This window comes from Kiloniella laminariae DSM 19542, assembly GCF_000374005.1.
Lineage (GTDB): Bacteria > Pseudomonadota > Alphaproteobacteria > Kiloniellales > Kiloniellaceae > Kiloniella > Kiloniella laminariae.
This window is the reverse complement of the sequence record NZ_KB893140.1, coordinates 16,742-41,848: the sequence shown is the minus strand read 5'-3', so window position 1 is coordinate 41,848 and position 25,107 is coordinate 16,742. Positions and strand designations below refer to the sequence as shown.

21 protein-coding genes are annotated in these 25,107 nt (G+C 50.8%); 7 read left to right on the top strand and 14 right to left on the bottom strand.

What is annotated here, in order from left to right; all coding sequences use genetic code 11:
- Window positions 1–38 precede the first annotated feature (38 nt).
- Entirely contained in the window at window positions 39–1,760 is a 1,722-nt protein-coding gene (locus B152_RS0109740; protein ID WP_020592230.1) for an ABC transporter permease, read from the bottom strand.
- A 272-nt stretch (window positions 1,761–2,032) separates the two neighbouring features.
- Here B152_RS0109740 and B152_RS0109735 point away from each other — a divergent pair, with 272 nt between their 5' ends.
- From B152_RS0109735 to B152_RS0109715, 5 genes are all read left to right on the top strand, one after another.
- Complete coding sequence (locus B152_RS0109735; protein ID WP_020592229.1) at window positions 2,033–4,753, top strand: hybrid sensor histidine kinase/response regulator; 2,721 nt, start codon at window positions 2,033–2,035, stop codon at window positions 4,751–4,753.
- Window positions 4,754–4,819: 66 nt separating this feature from the next.
- On the top strand, window positions 4,820–5,275 hold the full coding sequence (locus B152_RS0109730; RefSeq protein ID WP_020592228.1) for a chemotaxis protein CheW: 456 nt from the start codon (window positions 4,820–4,822) through the stop codon (window positions 5,273–5,275).
- Window positions 5,276–5,361: 86 nt separating this feature from the next.
- Window positions 5,362–5,727: a response regulator gene (locus B152_RS0109725; protein WP_020592227.1), complete on the top strand. Its 366-nt coding sequence runs from the start codon at window positions 5,362–5,364 to the stop codon at window positions 5,725–5,727.
- The gene (locus B152_RS0109720) at window positions 5,727–6,911 is read left to right on the top strand and encodes a protein-glutamate methylesterase/protein-glutamine glutaminase (protein WP_020592226.1); all 1,185 of its coding nucleotides are present in this window, start codon (window positions 5,727–5,729) and stop codon (window positions 6,909–6,911) included. The genes B152_RS0109725 and B152_RS0109720 overlap by 1 nt, the downstream gene beginning before the upstream one ends.
- Window positions 6,908–7,747, top strand: a complete 840-nt coding sequence (locus B152_RS0109715) for a CheR family methyltransferase (RefSeq protein ID WP_020592225.1) — start codon at window positions 6,908–6,910, stop codon at window positions 7,745–7,747. Before B152_RS0109720 ends, B152_RS0109715 begins: the two co-directional genes overlap by 4 nt.
- A 136-nt stretch (window positions 7,748–7,883) precedes the next feature.
- Here the strand turns inward: B152_RS0109715 and ctrA are convergent, their stop codons facing one another.
- Window positions 7,884–8,597 carry a response regulator transcription factor CtrA gene (ctrA, locus tag B152_RS0109710; protein WP_020592224.1) on the bottom strand — a complete coding sequence of 238 codons (714 nt, stop codon included), beginning with the start codon at window positions 8,595–8,597 and terminating at the stop codon, window positions 7,884–7,886.
- Window positions 8,598–8,892: 295 nt separating this feature from the next.
- Between ctrA and fliI the strand changes: the two genes are divergently transcribed.
- Together fliI and B152_RS0109700 are read left to right on the top strand one after the other, a co-directional pair.
- Window positions 8,893–10,284, top strand: a complete 1,392-nt coding sequence (gene fliI / locus B152_RS0109705) for a flagellar protein export ATPase FliI (RefSeq protein ID WP_020592223.1) — start codon at window positions 8,893–8,895, stop codon at window positions 10,282–10,284.
- The gene (locus tag B152_RS0109700; RefSeq protein WP_020592222.1) at window positions 10,281–10,709 is read left to right on the top strand and encodes a hypothetical protein; all 429 of its coding nucleotides are present in this window, start codon (window positions 10,281–10,283) and stop codon (window positions 10,707–10,709) included. Before fliI ends, B152_RS0109700 begins: the two co-directional genes overlap by 4 nt.
- A 61-nt stretch (window positions 10,710–10,770) precedes the next feature.
- Here the strand turns inward: B152_RS0109700 and B152_RS0109695 are convergent, their stop codons facing one another.
- The 12 genes from B152_RS0109695 to B152_RS0109640 form a co-directional block, all read right to left on the bottom strand.
- Entirely contained in the window at window positions 10,771–12,264 is a 1,494-nt protein-coding gene (locus B152_RS0109695) for a hypothetical protein (protein WP_020592221.1), read from the bottom strand.
- Window positions 12,261–13,055, bottom strand: a complete 795-nt coding sequence (locus tag B152_RS0109690; protein ID WP_020592220.1) for a MinD/ParA family protein — start codon at window positions 13,053–13,055, stop codon at window positions 12,261–12,263. The genes B152_RS0109695 and B152_RS0109690 overlap by 4 nt, the downstream gene beginning before the upstream one ends.
- Window positions 13,055–14,032, bottom strand: coding sequence for a flagellar biosynthesis protein FlhF (locus B152_RS23175; RefSeq protein WP_020592219.1), 978 nt, complete (start codon window positions 14,030–14,032; stop codon window positions 13,055–13,057). The genes B152_RS0109690 and B152_RS23175 overlap by 1 nt, the downstream gene beginning before the upstream one ends.
- A gap of 61 nt (window positions 14,033–14,093) precedes the next feature.
- Window positions 14,094–16,211: a flagellar biosynthesis protein FlhA gene (gene flhA, locus B152_RS0109680; protein ID WP_020592218.1), complete on the bottom strand. Its 2,118-nt coding sequence runs from the start codon at window positions 16,209–16,211 to the stop codon at window positions 14,094–14,096.
- Window positions 16,212–16,254: 43 nt separating this feature from the next.
- Entirely contained in the window at window positions 16,255–17,691 is a 1,437-nt protein-coding gene (locus B152_RS0109675; RefSeq protein ID WP_020592217.1) for a sigma-54-dependent transcriptional regulator, read from the bottom strand.
- Window positions 17,692–17,730: 39 nt separating this feature from the next.
- A complete protein-coding gene (locus tag B152_RS0109670) occupies window positions 17,731–18,573 on the bottom strand; it encodes a motility protein A (RefSeq protein WP_020592216.1) in 843 nt (280 codons plus the stop codon).
- An 88-nt stretch (window positions 18,574–18,661) separates the two neighbouring features.
- The gene (fliN, locus tag B152_RS0109665) at window positions 18,662–19,036 is read right to left on the bottom strand and encodes a flagellar motor switch protein FliN (protein WP_020592215.1); all 375 of its coding nucleotides are present in this window, start codon (window positions 19,034–19,036) and stop codon (window positions 18,662–18,664) included.
- Entirely contained in the window at window positions 19,033–19,707 is a 675-nt protein-coding gene (locus B152_RS0109660) for a FliH/SctL family protein (RefSeq protein ID WP_157231024.1), read from the bottom strand. The genes fliN and B152_RS0109660 overlap by 4 nt, the downstream gene beginning before the upstream one ends.
- A 137-nt stretch (window positions 19,708–19,844) precedes the next feature.
- Window positions 19,845–20,855: a flagellar motor switch protein FliG gene (gene fliG / locus B152_RS0109655; protein ID WP_033405992.1), complete on the bottom strand. Its 1,011-nt coding sequence runs from the start codon at window positions 20,853–20,855 to the stop codon at window positions 19,845–19,847.
- 45 nt (window positions 20,856–20,900) lie between these two features.
- Window positions 20,901–22,655, bottom strand: coding sequence for a flagellar basal-body MS-ring/collar protein FliF (gene fliF / locus B152_RS0109650; protein ID WP_026261435.1), 1,755 nt, complete (start codon window positions 22,653–22,655; stop codon window positions 20,901–20,903).
- 258 nt (window positions 22,656–22,913) lie between these two features.
- On the bottom strand, window positions 22,914–23,219 hold the full coding sequence (gene sciP / locus B152_RS0109645) for a CtrA inhibitor SciP (protein WP_020592211.1): 306 nt from the start codon (window positions 23,217–23,219) through the stop codon (window positions 22,914–22,916).
- 208 nt (window positions 23,220–23,427) lie between these two features.
- Entirely contained in the window at window positions 23,428–25,095 is a 1,668-nt protein-coding gene (locus B152_RS0109640; protein ID WP_026261434.1) for a flagellar hook protein FlgE, read from the bottom strand.
- Window positions 25,096–25,107 lie beyond the last annotated feature (12 nt).

The following is a 25,107-nucleotide window of genomic DNA, read 5'->3' as shown; positions in this document are numbered from 1 at the left end:
CACCTCTGGATAATCCCAGGGGTGCTTTTTTTTAGGTTTTACAGGTCTTGTGGTGGCTTCGCCTGGCTCCCCGCCCGACTTTTTGCAATCGCCCGCGAGAGGAAAATCAATGGCAGGATACCAACGGCGACAATTGTGAGGGAAGCCGTTGATGCTTCCGAAAGTCGTTCATCAGAAGCAAGGTTGTAGGCATGAACAGCCAGTGTATCAAAATTGAACGGGCGCATGACAAGAGTGGCTGGCAACTCTTTCATGACATCAACAAAAACCACTAATCCAGCCGTAATAAGGCTGCCGCTCATAATAGGGGTGTGAACATGCCAGAGTGTTTTGATTGGCCCCATGCCCAAGGTACGTGACGCATCGTCCATACTGGGACGTATTTTCCCTAGACCGCTTTCAACAGTATTCAGGGAGACAGCCAGAAAACGGACAAGGTAGGCAAAAACCAAGGCTGTAATCGTACCGGTCAGCAGGAGGCCGGTTGAGATATCAAAAGTACTCCGCATCCAGGAATCTATAGTGTTATCCAAGGCAGCAAGGGGAAAGAGGGTACCAATGGCAACGACGGTACCGGGAATTGCATAGCCCATGGAGGCAATCTTTGTCGCTGTCCGGGAGAAGAAGTTGGCCTGCATCCTGTTGGTGTAGGCCAGCAAAACAGCAATCAATACTGCAAGACAGGCCGTCACTGTGGCCAAGGTAAAGCTGTTGAAGGCCAGCGTGATAAATTTGATGCCAAACTGTTTGTCACCCAGGGAAAGGGTCTTGTTGATCAGAATAACTGCGGGCAGGACAAAGCCGAGAAACAGGGGGATACTGCAAGCGGCAACGGCGAAACATTTTTTCAAGCCATGCAGCTTGTAGCCCGGCAGGTTTTGATAGCGATTGGTTGCGTGATGATACCGCGCTTTTCCGCGGCTGAGCTTTTCGATGATAAAAACCGAAAAAATAAAGACGAGTAAATATGTCGACAGCTGTCGCGCAGCAGCCAGATCGCCGAAAGTTGTCCAGGCGTTCATAATCCCTGTGGTAAAGGTCTGAATACCAAAAAAAGAAACCGTGCCGAAATCAGCAAGGGTCTCCATAAGGGCAAGAGATGTTCCAGCGATAATGGCAGGGCGTGCCAGCGGCAGAGCAACTCGGAAGAAACTCGATAGAGGACTGCAACCGAGGGTACGGCTGACTTCGAGCGCACAGACGGACTGTTCGAGAAAGGCTGCTCTGGCGAGCATATAGACATAAGGGTACAGGACGAGTGATAACATGGTGATCGCACCGCCCATGGAGCGGATTTCCGGGAACCAGTATTCTCTGTATTGCAGGGCAAATACTTCGCGGAGCAGGACCTGCAGCGGACCACTTGTCTGAAGAAAGTCGGTGTAGGTATAGGCCATTACATAAGCGGGCACAGCAAGGGGCAGGATAAGAGCCCACTCGAAGAGTCTGCGGCCCGGGAAGCGGCACATCGTTACCAGCCAGGCAGTGCCGCCACCGATTACCGTCACCAGGCAGGCGACCCCGGAAGCCAACAACAGAGTGTTGATGACATAGTCAGCAAGGACGGTTTGGACAAGATGATCCCAGACATCGCTGGTGGCGGTGAGGGCTGCAGTGGTCACACTCAAAATGGGGAAGGCAAAGAGGCCGGCCACAAAAAAAGCAAGCCAGGTCAGGACGCCTTTTTTACCTGAACGGGCGAAGACCCTGCCGCTGTCTGTTGTGATCTGGTTTTGAAGTGTTTTTCCCGAATCCGCCAAACTTCAGCCCTGTAATTATCTAATAACGAGTCTCAAAATCAGCTATCAGCTATACTTTGCGTCAGGGGCTTGTAAAAGGTCTTTCTTGCCGTGCTGCTGTCTCTACAGCTCTAAAATCATTAAATTTTGCATCTTTCCAATTAAAGTTAACAAACCAGCGTCGCGGGGTAAGAGGTTATTAATCTTCCTTTGACAAGCTTGTCGTTGATAAAGGCGGATAGCACACAAGCTGTGACCGCAGTGAATGATCAAGATGGAATGGAAGCGCAGTCATGGATGATCTTTTGAGCGAGTTTTTGACGGAGACCAATGAAGGTCTGACCACATTGGATGTGGAGCTTGTCAAACTCGAACAGAACCCAAACGACACGGAGCTGCTGAGTAACATCTTCCGGCTCATGCATACAATCAAGGGCACTTGCNGGTTCCTTGGTTTGCCGCGGCTTGAATCTGTTGCCCACGCCGGTGAGAACATCATGAACAAGTTTCGCGATGGAGAACTGGTGGTTTCTGCGATGGGCGTTTCGCTGATCCTGGAGTGTCTTGACAAAATCCGGGAAATTCTCGCGACGCTTGAAGCGACAGAAAAGGAACCTGAAGGGGACGACAGCGACCTTATCGCTCGACTGAATGCGCATGCTGAAGGGACCGATGGTGGTGAGGCTGAAGCTCCCGCACCTGTGGCTGCTGCGGGGGTCGCAGATGTGGATGAGGATGATGATGAGGAAGAGGATGAACTGGAGCGGGCGTTTCGCGAAGCTTTGGGTCCTGAAGAGCTGGCCGCACAGGCTGCAGAAGAAGAGCAGCCCGTTGCTGAAGTTGTGGCTCTGAAGCCTGAGCCAGCACCAAAAGCTCCTGCTGCCAAGGCGAAAAAGGCTGCACCTCCCCCTCCACCACCTCCTGCTGCCCCTGCCGGGGATGCTGCTTCGTCAGTTGCCAACCAGTCAATCCGCGTGAGTGTTGATGTTCTGGAAAACCTGATGACGATGGTCTCAGAGCTGGTGCTGACGAGAAACCAGCTCTTGCAAATTCTTCGGGCGCACAAGGAAAGTGATTTTGCGACACCACTGCAGCGTTTGAACCACGTGGTCTCGGATCTGCAGGAAGGGGTGATGAAGACCCGGATGCAGCCGATCGGGAATGCGTGGGCGAAACTGCCGCGTATCATTCGCGATCTGTCGCACGAATTGAATAAAAAGATCGACCTGGTGATGAAGGGTGCTGATACAGAACTTGACCGTCAGGTTCTGGAGCTGATCAAAGATCCGCTGACCCATATGGTGCGTAATTCGGCTGATCACGGGCTGGAAATGCCGGATGACCGCGTTGCTGCCGGCAAACCGGAAATTGGTCAGGTTGTCCTGAATGCCTATCACGAAGGTGGTCATATTATCATCCAGATCTCGGACGATGGTAAGGGGTTAAATACCGAGCGGATCAAGGAAAAATGTGCCGAGAACGGACTTGCTTCTGAAGCCGAACTTGATGGAATGTCTGATCAGCAGATACAGCAGTTTATCTTCAAAGCTGGTTTTTCCACTGCTGCAGCTGTAACCGCGGTTTCTGGACGTGGTGTTGGTATGGATGTGGTGCGCACCAACATCGAAAAAATAGGTGGTACGATCGAGTTGAGCTCGACGGAAGGAAAAGGGACGATCTTCACCATCAAGATTCCTTTGACCCTTGCGATCGTTTCCGCCCTGATTGTTGAGTGTTGTAAAGAACGATTTGCGATACCGCAATTGTCTGTCGTGGAACTGGTTCGGACATCAAATCATTCCGAACATGTGATCGAGCACATTAACGATACACCTGTTCTGAGACTTCGTAATCGTCTTCTGCCTCTTGTTAAACTCCGCGACTTGCTCAAGCTCTCGGTTGAAGGTGAGGAGAAGGAAACCAAACTGCGTGATGACAACTTTATTGTTGTGGCTCAGGTAGGGACTTACACCTTTGGTATTATTGTCGACCGGGTCTTCGATACAGAGGAGATCGTGGTCAAGCCGGTTGCACCGATCATCAGAAATATTCAGCTGTTCTCTGGTAATACCATTTTGGGTGATGGTGCTGTGGTTATGATCCTGGATCCAAACGGGATTGCTGCTGCTACTGGGGAGATTGCTGTGGGTGAAACAGAACTCAGTGGTCTTGCTGATCGCCATCATACTGCGAATGATGAAAAGGTGGCCATGCTGGTCTTCCGATCTGGGGATGATGCGCCAAAAGCTGTGCCTCTAGCGCTTATTGCCCGACTGGAAGAAGTGGATCTTACCAAAGTCGAGAGCTCCGGCGGGCAGCATGTGGTCCAGTATCGTGGCCAACTGATGCCGCTGATCCCGATGCAACCAGATATGAAGCTGGCAAAAGAGGGGCGCCAGCCGGTGCTGGTCTTCTCTGATCGGGAACGTTCCATGGGGCTGGTGGTTGACGAGATCATCGACATTGTTGAAGACCGGATGAACGTGGAACTCAGTGCAGAAAAACGCGGTTATATCGGCAGTGCGATTATTGCCGGTAAAGCGACGGATGTTGTGGATGCCGGTTTCTTCCTGACCCAGGCCTACCCTGACTGGTTTGGCTCTGAAACTGGTAAAGAGAATTTCGACAGTTCCCGTTCCCGTCTTCTGCTTGTTGATGACAGCGCCTTTTTCCGCAATCTCCTGATGCCGATGCTTTCGGTTGCCGGATATGACGTAAAGGCTGTTGATTCTGCAAAATCCGCTCTGGATCTTTGTGAGAAAGGCGAACTGTTCGACGTTATTATCTCTGATATTGAAATGCCGGGGATGAATGGCTTTGAATTTGCCGAAGCGGTTCGTGAAAACACGAAGTGGTCCAGAATCCCAATGGTTGCCCTTTCAGCCTTTGCTTCAAATTCTGATCTGGCGAGAGGGCGGGCTGCAGGCTTTAAAGACTATGTCTCCAAGACTGACCGTGAAGCTCTGTTGATGACATTGCAAGATACCATTGCCGAGATCAAAGGCGCGGCTTGATAGTAAAACGGGTCCACGGGCTCCCCGGTTATCGGAGCCTGGATCAAAACCATAGAGAGTAAAGCTGTGAGTGATACTTACAAAGAGAGCGAAGATTTTGTCACCTTCTATATCGCAGGCCAGCTCTTTGGCGTGCCAGTGCTCAGAGTACAGGACATTATCAACCCGCAACAGATTACACCGATCCCCTTGGCTCCGCCGGAAATTGCAGGATCTCTTAATCTCCGCGGACGTATTGTAACTGCTATTGATGTTCGTAAACGTCTGGGACTGGCACCGAGACCTGATAAGACCTGCATGAGCATTGTTGTCGAAAACGGTAATGACTTATATAGTCTTATGGTTGATAGTGTTGGTGAGGTTCTGGGCGTGGATGCTTCTTCCTTTGAGCGTAACCCGCCTACTCTCGATCAGAGATTCAGGGAGTATTCGATTGGTATATACAGGCTTGACGGGAAATTGCTTGTCATCTTGGATGTTAACCGCTTCCTTGATTATAATCGCGGTGTTGATGCTGCCTGAATTAATTGAGCGCCGACTGTTTTCTTATACAGAACAGGTGTGATGAATATGTTTTTGACAGATAAAAATTAAGCTGGAGCAATAAAATGAAAACCTGTTTGGTTGTCGATGACTCCAAAGTAGTCCGCATGGTTGCCAGGAAAATACTTGAAGGGTTGAACTTTCAAATTCAGGAAGCTGAAGACGGTCAGAAAGCATTGGATTCCTGTATAAACTCCATGCCTGATGCGGTATTGCTGGACTGGAATATGCCGGTAAAGGATGGCCTTGAATTCCTTAAGGACCTGAGGGCATTGCAAGGAGTTGAGCAGCCTATAGTTGTGTTTTGTACAACAGAAAATGATATGCAACATATCCAGCAGGCGATTGCTGCCGGGGCCAATGAATATATCATGAAGCCTTTTGACAGTGACATCATTGAATCCAAATTTACCCAGGTAGGCCTGCTTTAATGTCATTGCCACTGAATACATCACCTGCCCCTAAAGCCGAAAATGCCTATCGTGTGATGGTGGTGGATGATTCTGCAGTTATCAGAGGGCTTTTGACCAGAATGCTGGAAAATGACCCAAAGGTATCTGTTATTGAGTCTGTTTCCAATGGCGAGATTGCGATCAAACGTATCGCGACCCTGGACGTTGATGTGGTGGTTCTCGATATAGAGATGCCGGTTATGGATGGCCTGACGGCCTTGCCAAAGCTGCTTGAAGCCAAGCCCGGTGTTCAGATTATCATGGCGTCCACATTAACGCGCAAAAATGCCGAGATCAGTTTCAAGGCAATGCGGTTGGGAGCCGCAGACTATATCCCCAAACCGACAAGTTCGGGTGAACTCACCAAAGCTGATGATTTTAAATATGAGCTGGTTGAGAAGGTGAAAGCCTTGGGCCGTGTTGCACGAACGGCCAGACATGCCCCATTACCATCGGAAGCTTCTGCGACAGTTGCTAAAACGGGGATCAGCCAGACAACAGCTGCCTCGTCGGCTCCGGTTAAAAGGACGACCGGGGGGCTTTACGCCAACAAAGAGATTACTTTGCGGACCACAGCGATTGCGCGCCCTGATATTCTGGCTATTGGCAGCTCCACTGGCGGTCCCCAGGCCCTGTTCGATGTGCTCGGTAATTTGGGGGTGGTCAGTCAGCCTGTTGTCATTACCCAGCATATGCCAGCAACCTTTACAGCTCTTCTGGCTGAGCATATCGGGCGTATTTCCCAGATGCCAAGTAAAGAGGGCGAGGATGGGGAAGCAATACGTGGCGGGAGAATTTATCTGGCTCCTGGCGGCTATCATATGGTTTTTGAAAAAAAGGGGACAGACACCATTATTCGCCTCAATCAGGAACCGCCAGAAAACTTTTGTCGTCCGGCGGTAGATCCGATGCTAAGAAGTCTGTCTAAAATATATGGCTCTCATCTCCTTGTCCTGATCCTTACGGGGATGGGCAGTGATGGTTTACGAGGTTCTGAAGTTGTGACAACCGCAGGCGGGAGTGTCATTGCACAGGACGAACATACAAGTGTTGTATGGGGTATGCCAGGCGCGGTAGCGACTGCAGGTCTCTGTTCCGCTGTTCTTCCTATCAAGGAAATGGCAGCGCATGTACGACAACTTGTGCTGAGGTCGGCGGCATGAACGTGAACGATTTCGAATTTATTTCACAGTTTCTAAAGAAGCGTTCCGGGCTCGTCTTAAGTCAAGACAAAGCCTATCTGTTGGAAAGTCGCTTGAATCCTGTGGCACGTAAATGGAGCCTTAGCGGCTTCGACGAGCTGGTACAGAAGGTCAGATCAAGCAACGACGAACGTTTACTTAATGACATCACAGAGGCAATGACGACCAATGAGTCGTTCTTCTTCCGTGATCAAAAACCCTTTGATCAATTCCGGGATCTGGTGCTTCCACATATGTTGGAAAAGCGGGCTTCCAGTAAAACGATCCGGATCTGGTCTGCCGCTTGCTCGAGCGGGCAGGAGCCCTATACCCTCGCTATGTTGCTTAAAGAAGCGGGGCCCAAGCTGGCTGGCTGGAAGATCGAGATTATCGCAACGGATCTGTCCAACGAGATTTTAAACAAGGCGAAAGAAGGCGTTTATACCCAGTTTGAGGTACAGCGCGGTTTGCCGATCAATCTCCTGGTAAAATATTTCCAGCAAGCCGGGGACCGGTGGCAGATTGATCCTTCCATCCGCAATATGGTGACCTATAAAACTTTCAACCTTCTTGAAAGTCCGGCGGCGCTTGGTAAATTTGATATTGTTTTTTGTCGCAATGTTTTGATTTATTTCGAACAAGCGACAAAATCACATGTTTTGAAAAATATCGCAAAGCAGATGCCTGATGATGGCTTTCTGTACCTGGGTGGTGCGGAAACCGTATTAGGGATATCTGACGATTTCCAGCTTATCCCGGGGCAAAGAGGTATCTATGGCCTGGTGCGCGGACAGGCCGCGCGTGCTGCAGTAGGGTAAGTATTGATAAAAGCCGGGGGGATATCTTCCCCGGCTTCGCATCTTGGTAATAAAAAAACAGAGGCTGAATTTTCGGCCTCTGTTTTTTTATTACGTATTTTGAGAACTCTTGAGATATTCCCTTCGGGAATAAAAATCAGGCAGAAGCCATATGAGCTTCATTTATTCCCTGATCAACAGGATCTCTCAGGACATAGCCGCGTCCCCAGACAGTTTCGATGTAGTTTTCACCGCCTGTGGCATTGGACAGTTTTTTCCGGAGTTTACAGACAAAGACATCAATAATTTTGAGTTCGGGCTCATCCATCCCGCCATAAAGGTGGTTAAGGAACATTTCCTTTGTAAGAGTTGTTCCCTTGCGCAGGGAAAGCAGCTCCAGAATGCCATATTCCTTGCCCGTTAGGTGCAGGAGTTTACTTTCAACTTCAACAGTACGGGTGTCCAGGTTCACACGGAGCTTGCCAGTGTTGATTACTGAAGCGGCGTGACCTTTGGATCGGCGAACGATAGCCTGAATTCTGGCGATAAGTTCTCTTTTATCGAAAGGTTTGGTCAGATAGTCATCTGCTCCAAATCCCAGACCCTTGATTTTGTCATCCAGGCCGTTGAGCCCGGAAAGGATCAAAATTGGCGTTTCTACCCTGGAAGCTCTCAAACGCCGGATGACTTCATAACCATCCATATCAGGGAGCATAAGATCCAGGATGATGATGTCATAATCATAGATCTTACCAATTTCGAGGCCGTCTTCACCCATGTCAGTTTTGTCACACACATAGCCTTCTGACTTGAGCATCATTTCGATGCCTTGGGCTGTTGGGGCGTCGTCTTCTACTAACAGAACTCGCATGTTTGGTTCCGGTCATTAATGTTGGTTAAACGAATATGAATGCTGTTAACCATTTTCAGCATGTAACGTTAACAAAATATTACCAGAAATTCATAGAAACTCAAAAAAACGGGAGAAAACTATGATTAATTTTATTAAAAGTAGTTTCTTCGGCAAATTTTGATCTTTTTGAAAGGAAGCAGAGTTAAGCTGACGTTAAATGCTCTGTGTCAAAGTGGTGATGAAATCATGTGATGAGTACATCCTTGGGTTATTTTTATGTAGTTTATGTTCAATTTAAGGTATCTAGATCGGTATGACACTTAAAAGTCTGGCACGGGAAATTTCAGAACTTTCTGATTATCAGGTCTATGGCCGGGTCTCGGGTGTGCTTGGCATGCTTGTTGAATTGTCCGGACTTGATCGTTTGTTAGCGATTGGTTCGCGTTGCACCCTCATTGCCCGTGATTCCCGACAGGTTCCTTGTGAAGTTATCGGTTTTCGCCAAGGGCGCGCGCTCTTGTTGCCTTTTGGCTCTCTGGATGGAATAGGCTTGGGGTGCAAAGCTCTGCTGGCTCAAAGCGAACCATCAATTCATCCCTCCGATGCCTGGCTTGGCAGGGTCGTTAATGCCCTGGGAGAGCCGATAGACGGCAAGGGGCCACTTCCCATGGGGCCCGACCCTTATAAAGTAAGAAACATGCCGCCTCCCGCACATGGTCGACAGAGAGTGGGAGGGAAAATTGATCTGGGTGTGCGGGCAATCAACAGTTTCCTCTCCTGTTGCCAGGGGCAGAGGATGGGTATTTTTGCCGGTTCTGGAGTAGGCAAGTCCGTCCTGCTGTCCATGTTGGCCCGCTTTGCGTCTCTTGATGTCAATGTGATTGGATTGATCGGGGAGCGCGGTCGGGAGGTTCAGGAGTGGCTTGAAGACGATCTTGGCCCAGAAGGTCTGGCAAAATCAGTTGTAGTTGTGGCGACCTCGGATGAACCTCCGTTAATGCGGCGTCAGGCTGCCTATATGACCATGGCCGTCTCAGAGTACTTTCGTGACAATGGCAAGGATGTGCTTTGTTTGATGGACTCGGTGACACGTTTTGCCATGTCTATGCGTGAAATCGGTCTGTCTGCTGGTGAACCTCCCGCAAGTAAGGGGTATACTCCGTCTGTTTTTGCCGAATTACCCCAGTTGCTAGAGCGTGCAGGCCCCGGTGTTCTGCCGGAGGGGTCGATCACAGGTCTTTTCACTGTTCTGGTCGAAGGGGATGATCACAACGAGCCGATCGCGGATGCTGTACGCGGTATTCTGGATGGTCATATTATTCTCGAGCGGGCAATTGCCGAACGCAATCGCTTCCCGGCGATAAACCTTCTGCGCAGTATCTCCCGAACCATGCCGGGATGTAATAATGAAAACCAGAATGATCTGGTAACTCGGGCAAGACAGCTTCTATCAACCTATGAAAACATGGCGGAGTTGATCCGGATCGGGGCCTATTCTGCCGGGGCAGATCCTGCGATTGACGAAGCCATTCTTTATCATGATGCCCTCGAGGCTTTTCTCAAACAGGATAAGTTTGAGCAAAGTAATCTCGAACTGGGATATGAGCAACTTGCTGCAGCAATAGGGATGCCTTGGCCTGAAGCGGGTGAAACCCTGGAAGCGGGGGAATTCCAGGACGCCGGCTTGATGGGAACTGACGCATGAAAACACCTGTGGATAGCCTCGTTCGTGTCAGCAGCTGGAAGCTGGATGAAGCACAACAAAAACTATCTGATTTGCAAACACTGGAAAAAAAGTTGATCCAGGACCTGGAGAAGCTTGATCGGGATGTCCAGCATGAACAGGATTTTGCAGTCCAGAATCCCGAAATGGCACATACCTATCCGGTTTATGCCGAGGCAGCACGGGAACGCCGAAAACGCATTGTTTACTCGATTGAGGAAATAATTGGCTGGAAAGAGCAGGCACAGCAGGAGCTTCAAGCTATTTATCAGGAATTGAAAAAATACGAAGAAGCCCAGGCCAATGACATTCGTAGACAAAAAGATGTTCTGCGGAAAAAAGAACAGGCGGCTTTGGATGAAATGGGGATACAGCTTTATCGTCGACGCAAGTCTTCAGAAAATTGATCCCGGACCAAAAATTCTTGTGAATACAGATAGTGTGTCAGGTTTTATCTTTGATTATGACTTAGGCAACAGTGCTCTGGTGGATGCTGGGAATATTGCGATCACTGATTTCACTTAATCTTTCCCATTGATTGGAAGCCTCGAACGATATCCGGCCCGCATAGCCTGTTGCTTCGTTTGCGGCATAGAAAATATCGGATATTTTCTGGTGCATGTACCGGGGCAGGGTATTTCTGCTGCGTACCACCAGATCGAAATGGTGTTTTTTGACCAGCCCGTCGAATTGCATATCTCCGTCCCGGCTCATTTCTACTTCGAGTTTGAAACGGGTTGCCTCTTCACGCTCAGGATCATCCTGTTGCTGGCTTCCCTGTTCCCTGTCCCGGACAAAGAGATTGGCTTTTTGCAGCATACCTTCGTAGAGGACGGGAAGGGGAGTCATACGCCATTCTCCCTGAGATGTTTCCACCTGTTGTCCTATCAAGGGAGTATCGGCAGAAAGCTTCTGGGCGAGTTCAGTCTGCCCACTGTTCCTGAGTAGAGAAAGAGTATCTTCCCCAAGCCAGCTTTTGGTGGAACCTGATTTTAGAGCATTTAGGAACAACAATATTCCTGAAGTCAAAGCAGGCCCTTGATGGGGGAGATGGCTCGCCAGGGCATTGCCTTGCCCCTGATGGATCAGGCTTGTCAAGGCTGTCTGTAACAAGCTGCGCAGATCTTGTCCGGCGGCTCCTTCTCGGGTTGAAAGTGAAAACCCTGACAAGGGGTTCTCCTCTCCAGCCTGTGGAGAAAGTGTCAGGGTGAGGGTGGTGCCAGGTGTAATTGGTGCCTTTATGGACAGCTGAATTGATCCCAGAGGTGTTTGTACAACCGGGAACCCCTGATTGGCACCTGTTACTGTTCCTTGAATGATGACTGTACCTGAAGCCGTGGTGACAATTGGTGACGTGGTTGCTGTGGTTACTCCCGCCCCTGTGTTTTGGAGGACCGGGGCTTGGGGGGCGGCTCCTGCTGATGACGGGGCTGCAAGACCCGGACCGGGGGGCGTGATAAAGGGTTTTGGAGCCTGAGGTGTGATCTCTACTCTGACAAGAAAACCATTTCCAGGCTGGAGCTGTGCCAGGGCAGGAGGGAGAGAGGGGGTTCCGGAGGGGGGCGGGGAGGTTGAAAGCACCAGCGCCTGCAAGGTATGGCCAAGAGTGAGTTTGTCATTTGGCAGAGCATGGTGAGGGGAAGATGTCTGGGCCGGGGCCTTTGACGTCTGGGGCAGCAGCAGGATCTCAAAGGGGGGGCGCTGGGTCTTGAACTGAAGTAAAACTTCTGTTCCGGGGGGGAGTTTTTGCAGGCTGTTGATGGCCAGTTCACCAAGGAGAGTCTGGACCAAAAGCTGCCCCTTTGTATTTTGGCCAGTGACTGTTCCAGGCAACTGTTCCTGCACGGGCCGGGTGGCAAGGGCAGGAGGGTAGTTGGCAATTGTGCTTACCTGAGCAGCCTGTGTCGTAACACCAGCTTGTGGAGACGGGGCTGAAGCAAGCGGCAGGCTGACCTTGTTCATCTATCCGAGAGCAAATTCCTTGCAATCTGCTCGACACGCTCGGCCGCAGGGGATGTGGGATACCTGACCAACAGAGGTGTTTGATTGCGAATTGCTTCCTTTATCTTGCTGTCCTTGACAATAATTCCCGCCAGGGGAGGCGTGATTTTGAGAAACGACTCACAAGCCTTGCGAATTGTATTGTAGGTCTTGTGTCCATCGTGCTCGGTCTCGGCCATGTTAACTATAACACGAAGATCAGCGTCTGGCCTCTGCATTTTGGTCAGCTTGATGAAGGCATAGGCATCTGTCAGGGATGTAGGCTCGTCGGTTGTGATCACCAGACAAACCTGAGCCTGAGCAGCCAGCTGGCGAACGGTCCGGTCAATGCCAGCGCCGAGATCAAGAATGACCCGGTCATAGGAATCCGACAGAGAGGCCAGATCACTGGTGAGGTGACTGAGGCGCTGGGCAGGCAGGTTGGCCAGACTTCCAGAGCCTGAGCGCCCGGCCAGGACATCAAAGCCCCCCTCGGGGTACCGTACAGCCGCGTCCTTAAGGGCATAACGACCTGTAAGGACGCCGCCCATATCCTTGTTCGGGGCAAGGCCCAGCTGGATATCGACGTTGGCGAGGCCCAGATCCCCGTCAAAAAGCAGGGTTCTGCAACCGAGATTTGACAAGGCGTGGGAGAGTGTGATGGAAAGCCATGTCTTGCCAACACCGCCTTTGCCTGACGCGATGGCAATCATATTCTGACAAGGCACCTTGTCGTGCAGGGACTGTACATTAAAGTTCTTGGCTTCGTTCATCAGCGTGTGCCTGTTGCAAGAGTATGCTGTTGGTGTTCCAGCCTGGTAGGAAGCAATAATCGCGCCAGTGACACCGGATTGATTGGAGATAATCCATCGACGATATGAGGAGATGTCCCCGCGGCCATAAAGGCAAGTCTGGTACTGTGAGCTGCCGTTAAGAGACCACCAAACCGCCGGGTCATATCAAGTTTTGTCGGAATAATGTATTTACTGTTCATGATCGAAAAGGCTGCGGCCTTATCAGCGGTTTCATATACATCCCCCCCGGCTGGTGTGACGAGTGCAATCTCTGCATTTGCGGCAAAGGCATACTGGCTCAGCTCATTAAGGCTGGTGTCATCAAAAGGATTGATGCCCATTGTATCAATCAGGATCAATCTGTCCGTACTGGTCCGTTCAACTATTTCTGCCAGCTGTTCGGGGGTTTCTGCAATTTCAAGATTCACCTGGAGGCGATGACAGAAAGTCGCGATCTGTTCGATTCCTCCGGTTTTTTCTGAATCTATTGTGATCACGCTTGTGGGGACATCTGACAGCCGCGCTTTGGCGCAGAGCTTGGCGATGGTCGATGTTTTGCCATCCCCGGGCATTCCAACCAGCATCAGGGGGCGTGGCTGGGGGCGGCAGGGAATTGCGGCAAAGCGAAAATGGTTATCCAGGGCACCTGCCAGCGAAATATGCCACTCTGATGCTGGAATGCCGACGGCGTGACCGACAAGGGTTTCGATCAGCTGAGGCGGCAGACGATGGAAGTCGAGGACTTCGGTAATTTCGTCGACAATGTCTACATCATCGACAGGGTCCTGGATGGAGAATTCCTGTCCTGCTTCCTCGTCGAGACCAGCGGTCACCCGCACACCTTTGCCCGGGCCCAGTTCGTCCGTTGCCAGAATGATGGCATCTGTGCCGAGATCCTGCCGGACTTTGTGAATAGCATCGGGAAGGCTTTCCGCAATGTAATGCTTTAACCGCATTTTTGGCGCCTCCTTACTGCTTCAGCTGTGCTACAGACATAAAATAGGTATCTCATGGTTCTTAAATAACCCCGAGAGTCTTAATTTTTGCCTTAGGATGTACTTCATTCTGTGACATCACCACGGTCGTCGGTCTGAAACGTTCGATAATCGAGCGAACATAAGGGCGAATGACAGGACTGCTGAGCATGACCGGTGTTTCGCCCATCATTGCGTGACGTTCAAAGGTCTGGCGAACAGTTGTGATGAATTCCTGCAGCTGGGTTGGTGGCATGGAAAGCTGTTTTTCCTCACCATCCCCGACAAGCGCCTGGGCAAAAGCTTGCTCCCACTGTGGAGAAAGGGTGATCATGGGGATGAAACCCTGTTCGTTTTCATTGGCGCTGGAGATCTGCCGCGCCAGCCGCGATCTGACATGTTCGGTGATGAAGGTTGCATTTCTTGTATAGGCGCAGGCTTCTGAGATTCCCTCGAGAATAGTCGGAAGATCCCGAATGGAGATGCGTTCGGCCAGAAGATTTTGCAAGACACGTTGTAAAGCACCGACAGAAATCTGGCTCGGGAGTAGATCGGCGATGAGTTTCTGGTGATCATCCCCGAGTTCATCAAGCAGCTTCTGTGTTTCTGCATAGGACAGCAGCTCGGAGATATTGTCTTTGACGACCTCGGTAATATGGGTAGTGATCACGGTTGAGGCATCGACAACGGTATAGCCTCTGAACAGCGCTTCTTCTTTTTGACTGTTATCGACCCACATGGCGGGCAGCCCGAATGTCGGTTCAACTGTTTCCTCACCAACAAGCTGGATCTTATCGCCACGAGGATCCATCACCAAAAGCATGGCGGGGCGCAATTCGCCGTTACCTGCAGTAATTTCCTTAATGCGAATAACATAGCTGTTGGCTCCCAGCTGAAGGTTGTCCTGTATCCGGACCGAAGGGAGAACAAATCCCAGTTCCTGGGCAAGTTGGCGGCGCAAGCCTTTGATCTGGTCTGTGAGGCGCTCTCCTCCTTGTCCATTGATCATGGGCAGCAGTCCGTAGCCAAGCTCTAGCCGCAGATTGTCGATCTGTAAGGACGCCGAAATCGGCTCTTCTGCCACAGGCGGCGGCGCGGTATCTTTTTTCTGCTTCTGTTCGGCAAGTAATTCTTTTTTGTTTGTTCCCTGCTTGGAAACCCAGCCAAGCCCGCCAGAGATAAAGGCAAGAAGTAGAAAGGGCAGAACCGGTGTGCCGGGTACTGCAGCCAAGCCGACCATCAATGCAGCAGATAGTCCCAGGGCGCGAGGGTAACCACCAAGCTGGGCAAAAACAGCTTTGTCAGCAGAGCCAACGGAAGTGGTTTTGGAAACCAGAAGGCCTGCAGCGGTTGAAACAATAATAGCCGGGATCTGTGAAACCAGTCCGTCACCAACAGTCAGAATAGTATAGGATTCAGCGGCGTCACCGATTGCCATATCTTTTTGGGCAACTCCGATGATAATGCCGCCGATCACATTGATAAAGGTAATCAAAAGCCCGGCAATGGCATCGCCACGAACGAACTTTGAAGCACCGTCCATCGCCCCGAAAAAGTTACTTTCATCTTCCAGAGTTTTCCGGCGTTCCCGGGCATCGGCCTCGTCAATCAGCCCGCTGGATAGATCCGCGTCAATTGCCATCTGTTTTCCAGGCATGGCATCCAGGCTGAAACGGGCCGAAACTTCGGCAATGCGGCCGGAACCCTTGGTGATGACAATGAAGTTCACAATGACCAGAATACCAAAGACAATGATCCCGATGACAAAATTGCCGCTCATGACAAAGTTGCCGAAGGCCTGGATAACCTGTCCGGCTGCGGCCGTTCCCTCATGCCCGTTCGCCAGAATCAATCTGGTGGAGGCAAGGTTGAGCGATAGTCTCAACATGGTCGCAATCAACAGGATTGTGGGAAAAGAACTGAATTCCAGCGGTCCCTGGATAAAGAGGGACGTCATGAGGATCAGGACCGACAGCGTGATAGACAAGGCAAGGGCAATGTCCAGCAGCCAACTGGGCATTGGCAGGATCAAAACGATCAGAATCGCGACAACGCCAAGCGCAAGGGCAATATCCCCGCGTTTCATGACTTCGATAAAATCGAGGATCGGCTGGGGTAAACCCAGTTTATTTCCGCCCGGTTGTGGACTGGCGTCGGTCATAGAAGCAGTATCACCCTTAAAAGAAAACTAATCTGGCCGCGTCTCAAAGTGAGGGACTCAGGCTGTCATTTCCGCCCGGCCCGGTAATTTCAATCCCGTCTTCACTGTATAGCTTCAGTTTGTTTCTCAAGGTCCGGATGGAAATCCCGAGAATATTTGCCGCGTGGGTTCTGTTGCCCAGACAATGGTCAAGTGTATTCAGGATAAGATCTCTTTCCACATCGGCGACAGTTCTTCCGACCATTGCTCCCCCGGCTGCTTCCGAACCTGACATGGGCTGGGAGGAGGCAACGGCTTTTCCGGATGCAGGGTATCCCGGAATTGACGGGGCAACTGCTGGGGAAGCCGAGGGTGTTGCGGTGGGCGTTGGCCCAAAGGTGGCGCTGCCTGTCAGCATGATTGCTTCAGGGCTGATCAGATTGTCACGGGACAGCAAAACAGCCCGGTGCATGGTGTTTTCCAGCTCACGTACGTTTCCGCGCCAGTGGTGCTGAAGAAGCTGATGTTTGGCTTCAGGGGTCAGAGCAGGTTTGGCGATGCCGTTGGACTTGGCATATTTACCAATGAAATGCTCGGCCAGGATTTCGATATCCATTGGCCTTTCCCGCAGGGCTGGCATCTCGATGTTCACCACATTCAAGCGGTAATAGAGATCTTCCCTGAAGTTGCCCTTCTTGACTTCTTCTTCCAGGTTTCTGTTCGAGGTCGCCAGCAGGCGGATATCAACCTTGATTGGCTGGGTCCCGCCGACACGATCAATTTCCCTCTCCTGCACCGCACGCAGTAGTTTTGCCTGAAGGCGGGGATGCATTTCTGATATCTCGTCCAGCAGCAGAGTGCCGCCATTGGCTTCTTCAAACTTTCCGATCCGACGGGAAATCGCGCCGGTAAAAGCGCCTTTTTCATGACCGAACAATTCTGATTCCAAAAGGTTTTCCGGGATTGCAGCGCAGTTGACGGAAATAAAGTGATTTTTTGCCCGTTTCGATTTTGAATGCAGATAGCGGGACATTACCTCTTTACCTGTCCCGCTCTCGCCTGTGACCAGAACACTGGCATCGGAGGGAGCGATCTGTTCTGCCAGTCGCAAGACTGCTGCTGTCGCCGGGTCCTTGAAAACCAGAGCGGTTGTTTCTTCCGTCACAGCTGCGAGAACAGCTGCGATCAGTTCGGCGTCAGGCGGCAGGGGGATATATTCTTTTGCCCCGGAGCGGATCGCATCACCAGCTTTCGAAGGCTGAGTACCGATACCACAGGCAATGACAGGAACAGAAAAGCGTTCGGCCAGAAGATTCTTGCAGAGGGTATCAATGTCGAGGTCAATATCGACCAGCAACAGATCTGCTCCCTGACCGGTACGAAGCGAAGACATGGCTTGTTGTATATCATCGACAGTTGCCACTTTGGCTCCTCGCTCAAAGGCAATTTTTCCGGCGGTTATCATGTGACCTTCAAGCGAGCCAACAATCAATAGACGCATTACTTACTCTCCTGGTGGACGATTTTTGTGTGGGTCGGCTCAGTCAAAATAATTCACTCTCTGGTCTGGAGGGAGAATGGTGTTCATCATTATTTCAAGGCGCCTCGGGTTTTCCTGGCGTCCAATGGAGCAGATTCCAATGGCATAGATCTGATTGACCGTAGCTTCAACCTGCGAGATGCGCTCAAGCTTGGCGGCAAGGGGATTAAAAACCATATTGGACAGGATCGCCCCATAAAAGGTTGTCAGCAGAGCCACGGCCATACTCGGGCCGATGGTGCTGGGGTCTTCCAGATTACTCAGCATCTGCACCAGTCCGACAAGGGTACCGATCAGGCCCATAGCGGGTGCAACTTCCCCGGCACGTCTGAGAATGCTCGCTGCCCGCTGGTGACGGGTCAGGATTGCCTGAACCTGCTGCTCCAATACGGCTTCAAGCTGTTCGGGGGTGATACCGTCGACAAGCATTCCGGTTGCTCTGTGCAGGAAAGCGCTGTTTTTGATATCAGCAAGATGCTTTTGCAGGGAAAGAATACTGTTTCGTCGGGCCTGATCAGCCAGAAACAGAACCTGCATGGCTGCATTACTTGGCATTTCCGAATGATAAATAGCTGCTTTGACCATGGTTTTCTGGGATCTGACAATTTCATCGAAAGTGAATGATGTTGTCGTGACCAGAAACGTTCCGCCAATAACAATGAGGATCGAGGGCAGGTTAAAAAACGAACCTGCTGATCCCCCGAGGAACATGGCAATCAAGATAGTCAGGAAAGCGCCTCCAATACCGACTAGCGTGGCATAGTCAACCTTGGCCTCTGACTGCGGGCGGCTGGGGCCCTGCGGGCTAACTGTGCTTTGCGTCGTTGTGGTGGTATTGGCCATATCAGGCGCAGCTCCAAGAAAATTCTAATGAAAACCGCAGGGATTAATTTCCTGAATTCATTCAGGTGGTTCGTCCCTGTGAAAAAAATTAATTGCGATCCATCTTGATAATTTCTGTCATGGTGACACCCAGACGGTTTTCCACAACAACGACCTCTCCACGGGCAACAAGACGGTTGTTCACATAGATGTCTATTGCTTCCCCGACTTTCCTGTCGAGTTCAATTACGGCACCGCGCCCAAGCTTCAGCAACTGGCTGACTTGCATGTTGGCCTTGCCCAGAATTGCTGAAACCTGCACGGGAATGTCGTAAACAGCCTCAAGTTCTTTGGCATTGGTTGGTGGTCGTCCACCTGCCTCGGGCATGTCGAATTCATCTTCCATCTCAGGCATGTCAGGAGCAGAGGAAAAAGTATCGTCTGCTGCACCCACGATTTGATCTTCTGTGTCTTCATCGCTCATTCGACAACCTCATTGGTTGGTGCACCTGTCGTATCAGAAGTATCCTTGGGCACTGTGTTTTGCCCGGTCTGGCCGGGCCCTTCTATCGGCTTGATTACCCGATTAAGAATTGTTTCGATTTCTGTCAGCATTTCGGCGCTGTTCCGTTCTGCGCCACCTTCGGCCCATTCAACCAAAACATCGCCAGGCTGCATTCCTGGTTCGGAAAGAAAGACCAGTCTGCCGGTAAACCCGCTTTGTCCGGCAACTTTTTGCAGCTGGTCCTGAACATCATCAAGAATGGTATCGGCAACACGAACCACCAAACGGGGTTCCTGGGGAAGACGATCCAGACATTCTTTAAAGACAAGCGTGATTTCTTCAAGTCCTCTGGTCTTGTCCAGGGTCGGAAACAGCTTTTTTATCGCCTTCATGGCGATGTCCAGAGTTACCGTTTGCAGTTCCTCGACCTTGTCGGAATATTCCTTTTCCATCGTCACCAGTTGTTGACCTAATGTTTCCAGCGCCTGCCTGGTCAGGGCTTCGTGCATCTGCGTGGCCTGCTCCATGGCTTCATTTTTGCCAGCGGTCATTCCCTCGTCATAGGCAGCCTGCCTAAGTTGCTCGACCTCCTGAAGGGGCACTGTCTCTTCTGGAACAGGTATAATTTCTTCGGGGGGGGGCTGTGGCACGGTCTTTTCAGCAGGACTGGTCCTGTCACTTACAAACCCATCGATTTTATTACTGGTAGCTTTCCCTGATCCTTCTTTTTTTTCGAAAGAGTTATTAAAGAGAAATTTCGAGTTTGGCTGTGACACTGCAGCGTCTCCTAATAGACCAACTCGTCTTCGCCTTTGGAATCAGCGAGTACGATGTCCCCTTTTTCAGCCAGATCTTTTGCGATTGTGACCATGTACATCTGGGCTTCATCGACATCCTTAAGCCGGATGGGGCCCATAGCCTGCATGTCTTCTTTCATGATTTTTGCAGCACGTTCGGACATATTCGAGAAAAACAGCTCGCGCAATGTTTCCGATGAACCCTTGAGAGCAATAGCCAATTTGTCTTTTTCAGCGGCACTGAGAAGGGTCTGCACCCCACCTGGATCAAGATTGCTCAGATCCTCGAAGGTGAACATCAGGGCCTTAATCCTCTCTGCGGAATCCTTGTTGCGTTCCTCCAGGGCATTCATGAAACGGCTCTCCACATTCCGATCCAGGAAGTTGAAGATATCAGCCATCATTTCATGAGAATCCCGGCGATTGGTTCGAGCAAGGTTGGACATGAACTCGTTGCGCAAGGTGCGTTCGACGTCGTCCAGGACGTCTTTCTGAACGGCTTCCATTCTCAGCATCCGCATCACCACTTCCATGGCGAATGGTTCAGGTAATAACCCCAAAACCCTTGAAGCATGTTCAGGCTTCACTTTGGAAAGGATCACTGCAACAGTTTGGGGGTATTCATTTTTAAGATAGTTGGCGAGGACGTTTTCGTTAACGTTGGCAAGTTTTTCCCACATGGTTCGACCTGCAGGGCCGCGAATCTCTTCCATGATGGTGTCGACACGATCGCGATCAAGAACTTTCATCAGCAACCGTTCGGTACTGTCGTAGCTACCGACAATCGTCCCGGTGGTGGAGATTTGATCCGCAAATTCTACAAGCAGACGTTCGATCAACTGTGCACTCACTGTTCCCAGTGTTGCCATGATCTGTGACAGTTCCCGGATCTCGTCGTCTTCCATCAGAGCAAAGATCTGGGCGGTTTGGGACTCACCAAGAGCCATCACCAAAAGCGCTGCTTTCTCGGGGCCGGTCATTGTTCTGTAGTCGTCGCGCATATGCTTGCTCTTTACTGGTATTTCAAATGTCGTTGTGACGCAGGGTCAGCCTTTGTTTCTTTCTTGGTACAGCCAGCCGCGAATGATCTGAACGGCTTCTTCCGGATGTTTTTCAACAATCTCGCCAATCTTGTTCAAAGAAGAGGCCCTGACCCGACCCTCGACTTTGTTCATATCGATCATCTGTTCAATCTCGGAGGATACCTTTTCGCTGTCGGATGCTGTCATGGCCCCTTCTGAGCCTTGCGAGATGAGAAGTGGCGTGCCATCGGCCCCGATCTGGGCGGGCATTCCCGGAATGAGGGGTGATCCGGCCATTCCCGGAGGAGCCGCGACGACCATCGGCTGTCCGTTTGGACCTGTTACGGTGATGGTGCCACCGCCGCCTTCGCCGGAGGGCGCGAAGTCACCATCAATAACACGGCTGACCAGAGGGCGAACGACCAGTAGCAGGATAAGAATAGCGACGACGCCAAGGACAAAGAGTTCTGCGAAACGCATCATGTCTTCTTTGCCCATTCCCAGAAGTCCATCCTCAGGCAAGAACAGAGGATCAACATCGGCAAAACGGAAGTTGGCAATTTCGACCTTGTCTCCCCTGGCTTCATCAAATCCAACTGCGGAGCGGACAATAGCATCCAGCGAAGCAACTTCTTCGGGGCTCCGGGCTTCGAATGTGCGGGTACCATCTTCTGCTGTTGTGCTGATGTCATTGACCAGAACAGCAACGGAAAGGCGCCGGATGGACCCGGTTTCGTGAACACGGGTCTTGATAATCTTGGAATTCTCGTAGTTGACGGTTTCTTCCAAACGTGAAGAATTGCTTTGGGCGCCGCCAGGTGCGCCGAGTTGACCCAGGTTTGCATCAGGCAGATTGTTGCCAACGGTTATGCCATCGTTACCTGCGTTGTCAGCCTCATTGGCACTTTCTTCAACTGTCTGGGTCGAGAGGACGACCTGTCCATCAGGATCAAATGTTTCAGAATTTTCGGTAACGCGGTCAAAATCCATTTCTGCAGTAATCTGGACCCGGGCATTGCCCCGCCCAACATAGCGTTCCAGCAATTCTTCAACCGTGCGCATCAAGCGGGTTTCGTAAGCCACGCGGCGCTCGTCTGCAGTACTGGTTAACTGGTTTAGATCACCTTCGTCACCACCCCGGGCAAGGAGGTTTCCCTTGTCATCAATAATTGAAACATTGTTGGGCTTCATGCCGGGGACTGCAGCAGCAATCAGATGTTGTATCGAGAGGATTTGTTGCTTGTCGAGCAGAAAACTGCCCTGTGTTGTCACCACAACGGATGCTGTCGGGGATTGTTTGTCCCGGCTAAACAGTTCTCTCTGTGGCAGGACGAGATGAACCCGGGCCTGTTTAATCCTGTTGATGGACTTGACTGTCCGAGAAAGTTCTCCTTCAAGCGCCCTTAGGTGGTTGATATTTTGGACAAAACTGGTTGTTCCAAGGGCTTCGGACTGGTCAAAGATCTCGTAGCCAATTGATCCGCCACTGGGAAGTCCTTTCTCTGCCATGGTTACCCGCATTCTGGCAACCTGGTTGCCCGGGACATAGATTGTGTTCCCGGCAGGAGAAAGCTTGTAGGGAATTTCCAGCTGCTCGAGTTCACTTACAATCTGCCCGCTTTCCTGCGGGTCCAGATCTCCATAAAGCAGGGCCATCTCGGGAGTGGCAACACGGCCTGTGAGGTAAATGAAAAAAGCAATAATAGCCGCAGCAACTGCAGCCATTATCCCCAGCCGGATGGGGCCGAGATTTTTCAATGTATCAACGAATGTGTTCACTACCGCTAAGTCCGAATTGTTAACAAGCCATCAGCAGGTAACAGAACCTGCTTACATAAACCTATAGTTATTCGGTAAAGAGGACGTTAACAAAGGAAAATATTGCCTAGTGGTAGGAAAAAATTGCCGAGAGAGTGTTTTGATCTATTCTTAATATGTTACAATTACTTAGAGCAAAGGTATCTGCTTTGCTATTTCAAATGCCAATCCCTTGGTAAAATAAATTTTCAATTCTGGCTGTGGCGGGGTGTTGGAGCATCAGATTTTAGCAGAAGATTTCGTTTCTGCATCGTTTCTGTATTGCTGAAGACGTGTCGTCCTGAGCCCTCGCAAACCATGGTTTTCAATAAGCCTCTGCCAGGAGAGAAACTCTTCGAGGGATAATTTGTATCGTTTACAGGCATCTTCAAGACTGATCAATCCTGTCCGTACACCTGCGACGACCTGAGCCTTCCGCCTGATAACCCAGCGTTTGGTTTCCGGGGGAGGGAGGTCATCAAGTGAAAGTGGCAAAGTTGTTGTATCTGAAACAGCTGCCCGTCGCTTTAAGCTGCTAGACGGCATCGTGTCGGTCTCCGGTTTTATCGAATAGCAGAACCTTTTTAACGCATGGATATTGAAAAACTATTAATATCAATAATTTAGACAATTTATCTTAAATTTTATGTATTATATTTTTTACCTTTTAAGACAAAGAACTAGAGATAAAAAAAACGGCCATCCCCAAGGAATGGCCGCGTAAAAATAAAATATATAATCTTGAAGTTACTTTTTATCTGGCGATTCTGATCAGCTCATCCAGCATTTCATCTGCAGTTGTAATGATTTTTGCACTGGCTGAATAGGCGCGTTGTGTCACGATCATATTGGTGAATTCTTCTGCAAGGTCAATGTTGGAGGCTTCCAGTGACGCAGAAGCCAGCAGGCCTGCTCCCCCGATTTTGGGGCGATTGAGCAAGAAGTTACCGGATTCAGAAGTCGGGCTGAATGCGTTCCCTGTACGGCCTTCCAGCCCATTGGGGTTAGGAAACAGTGCCAGGGGAAGCTGGGATATATCGAGCTGTTCACCGTTATCAAACAGGGCAGTAACAATACCTTCGTCACTGATCGAAACACCACGGAAGTTCCCAAAGGTGACGCCGTCCTGTTCGATTTGTGTGACAACAAAGTTGCCGCTGAACTGGGTGATGCCATCTGCCTGCCCGATGGTGCCCGGATCAAGTGCAATTGTACTGGCTGCCGCGCCGATGGCAGGATTCCAGGCAATCTGCAGATCCGGCATTGTAATTGTCGCCGGACGACCACTGGCAAAGGTTATGGTCCGGATTGCTGGTGTGACGGTACCACTGCTTGTTCCGTTAAGAGTAGGGTTCTGGGGGAACATTTCCCAGGTGTTTGACCCTGTTTTTCTGAACAGAAGATCCATGTTATGGGCGTTACCCAGATCATCAAACACCTGAACTGTTGCGGTATGTTCTGCTGGCGCGGTTCCGCCAACCTGAAGAATCTGGGTGGCGTTAAAGACTGTACCAATCTGGGTCATACGGTTTGTACTGCCAGCTGAGCCAATATCGACGGTCAAAGGGGAGGCTGCCGCACCTGAGTTCCATGTATAGTTAGGTGTTACAGCTGGTACAGGGGCAATCGGCAAACCTGTTGCAGGACTAAAGTCTACTGTGTAGGGACCACCGGCAACGGTACCGCTTGCGACGCCGTTGATAGTCGGATTTTGGGGCGTAACAGACCACTGGTCAGCGGCTGTTTTGGTCCAGAGAAAAGAAGTGGTCTGAGCATTCCCGAGTGAGTCATAGACAACAGTCGACACTGTCTCTGTCGCACCGACAAGAGCAGTGCTTGAAAGGTTAGCCTGCATAGTGATGCCTGTGGAGGCCACAGGAACCGCTCCGGTTGAAGGAAGATTCAATCCGAGTTCAAGGTTGGTCGTTGGACGGGCAGCGCCATTGAGATTGGATATGTTAACCGTTGCAAGACCCGCAGTTGTGGCTGCACTGGTCGGCGGAGTGGAGCCGGCAGTGATCGGCCACCCCTGCAGGTAATAGCCGCCAGCATTGACCAGATCGCCACTGGCATCGGGCCGGAATGACCCTGCGCGGGTAAAGAGGTACTGGGTATTGGTACCTGCGTTAGGACGGTCACTGACAACAAAGAAACCATTTCCGGCGACGGCAAGATCGGTTGCCGCGGCTGTTGCCTGTAGCTGCCCTTGCTTGTCCACATTTCGCAGGGGAGCAGAACGCACACCGCCGGGCGAGTATTTTGTCTGGCTGGCTGACTGGGCAACCAGGGTGGAAAAGCGTGCTGAAACACCCTTGTAGCCGATAGTATTCACGTTGGAGATGTTATCTGAAATCATCCCCATGGCGTTACTCTGGGCGGAAAGCCCTGATACACCTGAATAGAGGGCGCCGTAAATACTCATGATCCAATCTCC